Source organism: Staphylococcus caeli, from assembly GCF_900097965.1.
GTDB classification, from domain to species: Bacteria; Bacillota; Bacilli; order Staphylococcales; family Staphylococcaceae; genus Staphylococcus; species Staphylococcus caeli.
This window is the reverse complement of the sequence record NZ_FMPG01000010.1, coordinates 79,463-85,627: the sequence shown is the minus strand read 5'-3', so window position 1 is coordinate 85,627 and position 6,165 is coordinate 79,463. Positions and strand designations below refer to the sequence as shown.

The 6,165-nt window shown below is 29.3% G+C and carries 14 protein-coding genes; 5 read left to right on the top strand and 9 right to left on the bottom strand.

Going from position 1 to position 6,165, the window contains the following annotated elements; genetic code table 11:
- Window positions 1-506 (top strand): C40 family peptidase (locus tag BJS11_RS10035; protein ID WP_070014093.1); only part of this gene is annotated, 506 nt, incomplete at its 5' end.
- A 182-nt stretch (window positions 507-688) separates the two neighbouring features.
- On the opposite strand, the gene BJS11_RS13805 is transcribed toward BJS11_RS10035, so the two are convergent.
- The 8 genes from BJS11_RS13805 to BJS11_RS13620 all read right to left on the bottom strand — a co-directional run bounded on the left by BJS11_RS13805 (window position 689) and on the right by BJS11_RS13620 (window position 3,517).
- A complete protein-coding gene (locus BJS11_RS13805) occupies window positions 689-829 on the bottom strand; it encodes a hypothetical protein (RefSeq protein ID WP_167351820.1) in 141 nt (46 codons plus the stop codon).
- 24 nt (window positions 830-853) lie between these two features.
- Entirely contained in the window at window positions 854-1,051 is a 198-nt protein-coding gene (locus BJS11_RS10030; protein WP_069995752.1) for a hypothetical protein, read from the bottom strand.
- A 77-nt stretch (window positions 1,052-1,128) separates the two neighbouring features.
- Window positions 1,129-1,263: a hypothetical protein gene (locus tag BJS11_RS14000; RefSeq protein WP_258953791.1), complete on the bottom strand. Its 135-nt coding sequence runs from the start codon at window positions 1,261-1,263 to the stop codon at window positions 1,129-1,131.
- Window positions 1,264-1,296: 33 nt separating this feature from the next.
- On the bottom strand, window positions 1,297-1,512 hold the full coding sequence (locus tag BJS11_RS10025; RefSeq protein ID WP_069995751.1) for a hypothetical protein: 216 nt from the start codon (window positions 1,510-1,512) through the stop codon (window positions 1,297-1,299).
- Window positions 1,513-2,363: 851 nt separating this feature from the next.
- Window positions 2,364-2,528, bottom strand: a complete 165-nt coding sequence (locus BJS11_RS13800) for a hypothetical protein (RefSeq protein ID WP_167351819.1) — start codon at window positions 2,526-2,528, stop codon at window positions 2,364-2,366.
- Between the two features lie 35 nt (window positions 2,529-2,563).
- Window positions 2,564-2,779, bottom strand: coding sequence for a hypothetical protein (locus tag BJS11_RS10015; RefSeq protein WP_069995749.1), 216 nt, complete (start codon window positions 2,777-2,779; stop codon window positions 2,564-2,566).
- Window positions 2,780-2,954: 175 nt separating this feature from the next.
- On the bottom strand, window positions 2,955-3,215 hold the full coding sequence (locus BJS11_RS10010) for a hypothetical protein (protein WP_069995748.1): 261 nt from the start codon (window positions 3,213-3,215) through the stop codon (window positions 2,955-2,957).
- 44 nt (window positions 3,216-3,259) lie between these two features.
- The gene (locus tag BJS11_RS13620; protein WP_245167151.1) at window positions 3,260-3,517 is read right to left on the bottom strand and encodes a hypothetical protein; all 258 of its coding nucleotides are present in this window, start codon (window positions 3,515-3,517) and stop codon (window positions 3,260-3,262) included.
- A gap of 292 nt (window positions 3,518-3,809) precedes the next feature.
- Here BJS11_RS13620 and BJS11_RS10005 point away from each other — a divergent pair, with 292 nt between their 5' ends.
- The 3 genes from BJS11_RS10005 to BJS11_RS09995 all read left to right on the top strand — a co-directional run bounded on the left by BJS11_RS10005 (window position 3,810) and on the right by BJS11_RS09995 (window position 5,217).
- On the top strand, window positions 3,810-4,205 hold the full coding sequence (locus BJS11_RS10005; protein ID WP_069995747.1) for a hypothetical protein: 396 nt from the start codon (window positions 3,810-3,812) through the stop codon (window positions 4,203-4,205).
- A 39-nt stretch (window positions 4,206-4,244) separates the two neighbouring features.
- Complete coding sequence (locus BJS11_RS10000; protein ID WP_069995746.1) at window positions 4,245-4,862, top strand: FMN-binding negative transcriptional regulator; 618 nt, start codon at window positions 4,245-4,247, stop codon at window positions 4,860-4,862.
- Between the two features lie 166 nt (window positions 4,863-5,028).
- Complete coding sequence (locus tag BJS11_RS09995; protein WP_069995745.1) at window positions 5,029-5,217, top strand: hypothetical protein; 189 nt, start codon at window positions 5,029-5,031, stop codon at window positions 5,215-5,217.
- Window positions 5,218-5,256: 39 nt separating this feature from the next.
- On the opposite strand, the gene BJS11_RS09990 is transcribed toward BJS11_RS09995, so the two are convergent.
- Entirely contained in the window at window positions 5,257-5,763 is a 507-nt protein-coding gene (locus tag BJS11_RS09990; protein WP_069995744.1) for a hypothetical protein, read from the bottom strand.
- Between the two features lie 146 nt (window positions 5,764-5,909).
- Here BJS11_RS09990 and BJS11_RS09985 point away from each other — a divergent pair, with 146 nt between their 5' ends.
- Window positions 5,910-6,155, top strand: a complete 246-nt coding sequence (locus BJS11_RS09985) for a hypothetical protein (protein WP_069995743.1) — start codon at window positions 5,910-5,912, stop codon at window positions 6,153-6,155.
- The last annotated feature ends 10 nt before the right edge of the window (window positions 6,156-6,165 follow it).

Below are 6,165 nucleotides of genomic sequence, written 5' to 3'. Positions count from 1 at the left end.
ATAGTATTAGAAAAGATTTTGAACGAACTGTTCAAGAAGTTATGAATGGACCAACAAAACCAGATCCAGATGTTAAACCTAATCCATCTCCTGATACAACACATAGTCAAGATACAGCCCCAGTTATTAATACTCTAGATCAAAATCAACAAGAATTGGTTAAATATGCAAAAGAACAACTAGGAACACCATATAAGTGGGGAGGCTCTCAAATGTCTAATGCTAATCAAGCGGATGGTGCATTAGATTGTTCAGGACTTACACAAGGTTTATACAAAAAAATAGGATTTGACTTACCAAGGGTAACAACTGAGCAAGTTAATGCTGGTAAAGAAGTTTCAAAAAGTGAAATTCAACCAGGAGATTTAGTGTTTTACAATGGCACTGGTCATGTAGCAATTTATATAGGGAACGATACAGTTATACATGCACCAGAAGAGAATGATGTAGTAAAAGAGTCTCCGCTTAATATGATGCCTGTAGAAAATGTGAGAAGAATTTTATAATCAATATATTAAGCTGACTTCATATCAAGGTGAAGTCAGTTATTTTAAATTACTAAGTTGAAATGCTTCTAACTGTTTATTTTATTCAATTTGCTTCATTGTTAAGTCGTACTTTCTCCAACATGAGTCCTCAGCATAATTCAACTCCTTAGTTATGTTTCAGAGTAAAATGAAGTGAAAATTCACTTTTCTATTTTTTCAATACCAATAAACAAAGCAATTATGACTTGAAATAACATAAGCGGTACAAAAAAAGAAAAAATCAAACCAAATATAATCATTAGTATATAGATATCATCAATTTTATATTTACCAAATTTCATAAAGTTCCTCCAATTTAAGTTATATTATTTCTTCTTACAGTCATTTATAGTAGCGCCATCTTTTTCAACTTGCTTCTTGTTTGCTCTTAATAATAATGATGTATCAAGGATAAATAAAATTGCTAATGTTACTGTTCTGCCTGTATTTGTTAAATTTAGCGTGAATAAGATGATCATTAGTAAAAGGTTAATTGAGCTATGGATATATAGTAATTTGTTCAATTTAATGAAACCTCTCTTTCACTTGATTAAATACTTAAAAAATGTACGTTTATTAGATTAAAACATGACTGTTGCGCTTATTTATCATTTTTGTTTCGTTTAAAGTGATTATAGAATTTACCTAAATATTTAGAAGTTTCATCTAAGAAAACACTAATTATAGCCACAATTATATCTAATGTTTTGATAATAATTCCTGTGAATAGCTCCATTGTGAACTCCTTTTTAGTAGATATTGTTAACAATTATTTAAAGTAACTCATATATATGGCGCCTATAACTAAGATTGTTGCAAAAATGCCATGTGCAAGTAGCAAATAGTTATATTTTCTCTTAGACATTATTGGAAAATCATAACGTCTTGCTCTGCGACTATTATCCCAGCGTAGTATAAAAGACCAAAAATAAGCGTATATAGGTATGAAAATGATTCCTAAGGTAATAGCGATTGGAAGGCTCATAATATTCCTCCTTTAGCAAAAATGTTAAATGATGTTATTAGTGAGAATTAGTAATGGTGAGTTTTAATTATGTTATTATAATATTGTATTGATTGCAATATTCACTTAAAGCATAACATAAAGGAGTCATTCAGAGTATGGAGAGACTAAAGAAGCCGACTTGGATTATTAGTGTCGTAACAGGCATATTGATGTTTTTAGTAGTATTTTATATAGGGGTACTAATATTGGGGGAGCATTAATTGTAGGTATATTAGGATGTATAAGTAATATGTTTATAACTGTTTATTTTAAAAATAAGAAAAGAGATAGGCAACTATTTTCTAGAAAAGGATACATAAAAGCTTTATTTTAACAACAAGAATTAAGTACAAAATAAATTATTGGAGTGAAAATGATGCCGAAATCTCAACAAATTATTTTAGCGATTTGTTTAATTCTATTTATTTTCAATCTTATTACACCTATATTGGGTGAAGTGTTTAATATAAGTGTGATCGATTTTAGTTCAATTATACTAAAAATTACGCAGGGATTATTTGTCATTATCTTTAGTATTTTTACATATAGGCAGATTAAGCGTAAGGGATGGAAATAATGGGGGAGGTATAGGTATGATAACTATCTTCAAATTTTGAAATAATACACAATATAAGAAATTGAGTTTGATATAAATCGTATTGTTTATAATCTCAAATTGTTATTATGTAATATTTTTGTTTTATTTGTGTAAATAGCATTGAACAATCTGATTGTGTGATATAAGATAGTGTTACGAAGTACCCTCCAGTACTTCATCCCTTTTAAGCTGCCCTCCGGGGGAGCTTTTTTATTTTTCCTTTTAAATGAAACTACATTCTTTTTGTTTCACTATATAAAATACCTACACCACAACTACTCGAGCCAACTTGATAGTCGAACTTAATGATTTCTATATAAGGGTTTTCTTGTAAGAACTCATTCACTTTTTTGTTTAATCCTTTTTCAGTCATCGCATTAAAACATATGAATTTCATAGTTAAGTCTTCCTTTCTTGTATTGTTAAGGGCTATTACTTATGTTTGAATTTCTGTTGATCTTCAATGGTTACGCCTTTTTCTTTCACATTCTTACTATTTGCTCTAATAAATCCAATCATATTAAGTAACATCAATACTAATAGTATGATTGAAATAGTTGTACTCCTAGTTCCTAAAAATTGAAATATAATAAAAGCTATCATCAATAATAGATTGATGGTATGGTGCATATATAAGGCTTTAGACATAAATATCCTCCTTTAAGATTTAAGATACGTTGTTCTCATGAAAATATAGTAAGCAACTCTATTCTTTGTTTACAATATAACATAGACAAGAAGACATTGTTCAGTAGGAGGGCTAATTTGCTATTACCGAATTTGGTCATGTTAATCATGTTGTAGCAATTTTATTTATAATCATTTATTGCTTCATATTAAACAATTCTATTTTATAAGTATATTTACCGACCTCATTCTTCTTATTCTTCTTAATTGAATCATTGACTTGAACGTAATAATCTACGGGTCTTATGAGAGGGTTAAGTTGTGTGTAATCTCTAACGTTAGCGTTATCACTATTATTTTCGGCATATATTTTCCATGAAAATAAAGCGACAAATATAATTACGATGACTGCCAAAATACTAGATAGTGTAATTATTACTTTTTTAGAAATATTCATTTTAAAGCCCCTCAGGAATTATTTTATTGATTTAATCGAAATGACTATTTGAGTAAAAGTTTAATACCACGCATTAAATTGATAATAAAAAGTACGATGATGACTATACCGAATATTAATCCGATACCTATTGAAACATTAGAAATCATGTCTTGATTATCAAAAGGTTTTTCATAAACTTCTTTGGAAAATATAAAAGCAAGACTACTTAGAAAATAAAATATCGCTATAGCGATATGATTAAGTAATGCTTTTTTGGCATGAGTTTTAACAGGTTTCTTTGCATATACCCAAACGACAATAGGTAGTAAGAAAGATGCGAAAAATACGCTGAATTAATTTAATGATGAAAGCACATTGTGATTGTTATTTTCCATGTTTTTCACCTCCGATATAGCAAGTAAAACACAAAAAAATAACATATGAAACAATATAATATTCTAATGACAACATTGTGAGTTTTATGTAATTTGAAGTCGTATAAGATTGTGAATTAGTTGTGATAAAATGCGCAGTGTCATAAACTATTGGTGAATAGAAATACACTATATTAGATATAGGTGTAATTTAGTAGATAAAATTGGAGGTATGAGCATGAATACAAGCGATTTAAAAACGAAAATTCAAAATTTATATCAAGATATACTAATTAATCTAGATATAGAAAAGATAGATGATTACTTTGCGGAAAATTATGTTCAAGAAACAGATCATGATACTTTAAATTTAAATGAATTTAAGGACCATCTTCAAAAGTTAAAAGATGTTGTGAAATCATTATCGATTGAAAAATTTAACGACATGCTCATTGATGAGCAACAGAGAAGTATATTTTTAAGATATGATGTTGCAGTAGAAAAAGTTGATAATTCAATGGGGAATATAGAGGTATATGCAATATTTAAATTTAATGAAGTAGGTAAAGTTATTTCATGTCGTGAATTATCTAAAGCATACCATGAAGAGTTAGAAGGCCTAGCGAATATCTAGATAAAATAAAGATTTTCTGACAAGATGGGGGCGTTATCTATGTACATTCCTAAATATTATGAAATGAAAGATTATGAGGAAATAAAACGTTTTATTAAAGCACATACCTTTGCTACAGTTGTGACCAATGATGGAGATAAGCCAATTGCGACTCATGTTCCAGTCAATATTTATGAAACTGAAAATCAACTTTATGTTTCTGGTCATTTGGCAAAAGGTAATAAACAGTGGCAAACTTTAGAAGATAATAAAGCAGTACTAGTGATTTTTCAAGGGCCACATAGCTATATATCTTCAACTTGGTACGAAAATGAAGATGTGCCGACTTGGGATTACCAAAGTGTGCATGTATATGGCAATGGCAAGTTATTGTCTAAAGAAGCGCTTGAAAGAGATCTAGCAATACTACTAGATAAGTATGAGTCACATCGAGAAAAGGGTGTTACTTGGGATAATCTATCAGATAACACGAAGCAACAAGTTAAAGGCATTGTTGGATTCGAAATAGAAGTAAATGAAATACAAGCTGCTTATAAATTGAGTCAGAATAAGTCAGAAAATGATTTTTCAAATATTGTAAAACATTTATCTGAAAGTGATTCTGAAAATGAAAGGCAAGTGGCAAAGGCAATTGAAAAACAACGACGACCAGAGTAGTTATTATTTATGCATAAGTGAAATATCAAATAGTCCCACGGTTGCTAACTTCATAAAGCGGGTATGGAATAGAAAGACTACGCGTAGACTAATCGACTTATAATTTTAAAATTAATACGTTCATGAATACACAGAAGATTTAAATTATAAAGTTGAGGTGATTAAAATGGCAATACTGTCATTGGTATTTCATTTGGTGTGCTTGATTTTAGTGGTAATTGCGGGACTAATCGCAATTAAAGAATTTAGAAAACCACCTAAATATCGTAATCAAAGAAAAATTGATACGTTATTAGTTTTAGTGTTATTTATTGCCTTGATTGCAATTTTATCAAGTGTTTTTACTGATATATAACAAGAAACTGCGACCTCATATGAACAAGGTCGCAGTTTTTTAATTCATTTCATTATTCATTATTTCTGAAACTCTATCATTATATGTTTCTTGTGGAAGCCCTTCAAAGTCTTTTTGGCGAGTTAATTCTTGGATTTGTTGTTGTGCTTGCTCAGACATACCTTCTGTGCTGAAATCGGTAGCGGGCATATTATTTAAATCAATGTTCTGTTTTTGATTTTGTTCTGATGCTTGAGTTGCTTGTACATTTTCTTGAGTTGCTTGTTCTGTATTAGAAGTGGCAGTATTTTGTTGTTCTGATGATGTGTTGTCTTGTGTTTGTTCAGTTTGTGTTTCCACAGGCGTTTCATTAGTTTGTGTTTCTTTAGTTGTATCTTCTGATTTAGTTTGATCTTTTTCACGTTTTTGGTCTTTATTTTCTTTTTTCTTCTGTTTATCTTTGTCACTTTGTGTTTCTTTTTTGTCTGCAGTGTTTTTTTCTTCATGCTCTCCACATGCAGATAATACTAAAAAGCAAGCTGATATTAAGCATATTAATTTTTTCATCTACAATTCTCCTTATGAATATGATTTTATTAAGTATATTGTACTATATCTATTTGAAATGAAGTACAAATTGTGACATTATATTAATAATTAAGATATTATAAATGAATTATTACAATATTGCCTAGTAGAAAGGGGAATAAATAATGAATAAAAATGAAGATAGCGGCAAATTTTATGTGATATCGCAAGTTATTGGCGTACTAGCATCTATTGGGATTATCATTTTATTTATTAGTAATATATTTTGGAAATATAGTGCGGATGGTAGCTTTAGTGGTGGTATGAATATTGATGGGCCAAATATGATAGCATTTTATATTCTTGTAGCGATTGTTATTTTATCAGCGATTACTTCGGCAATTCTTAAGAAACGTAAAAATATTAAATAAGAAAATTAAG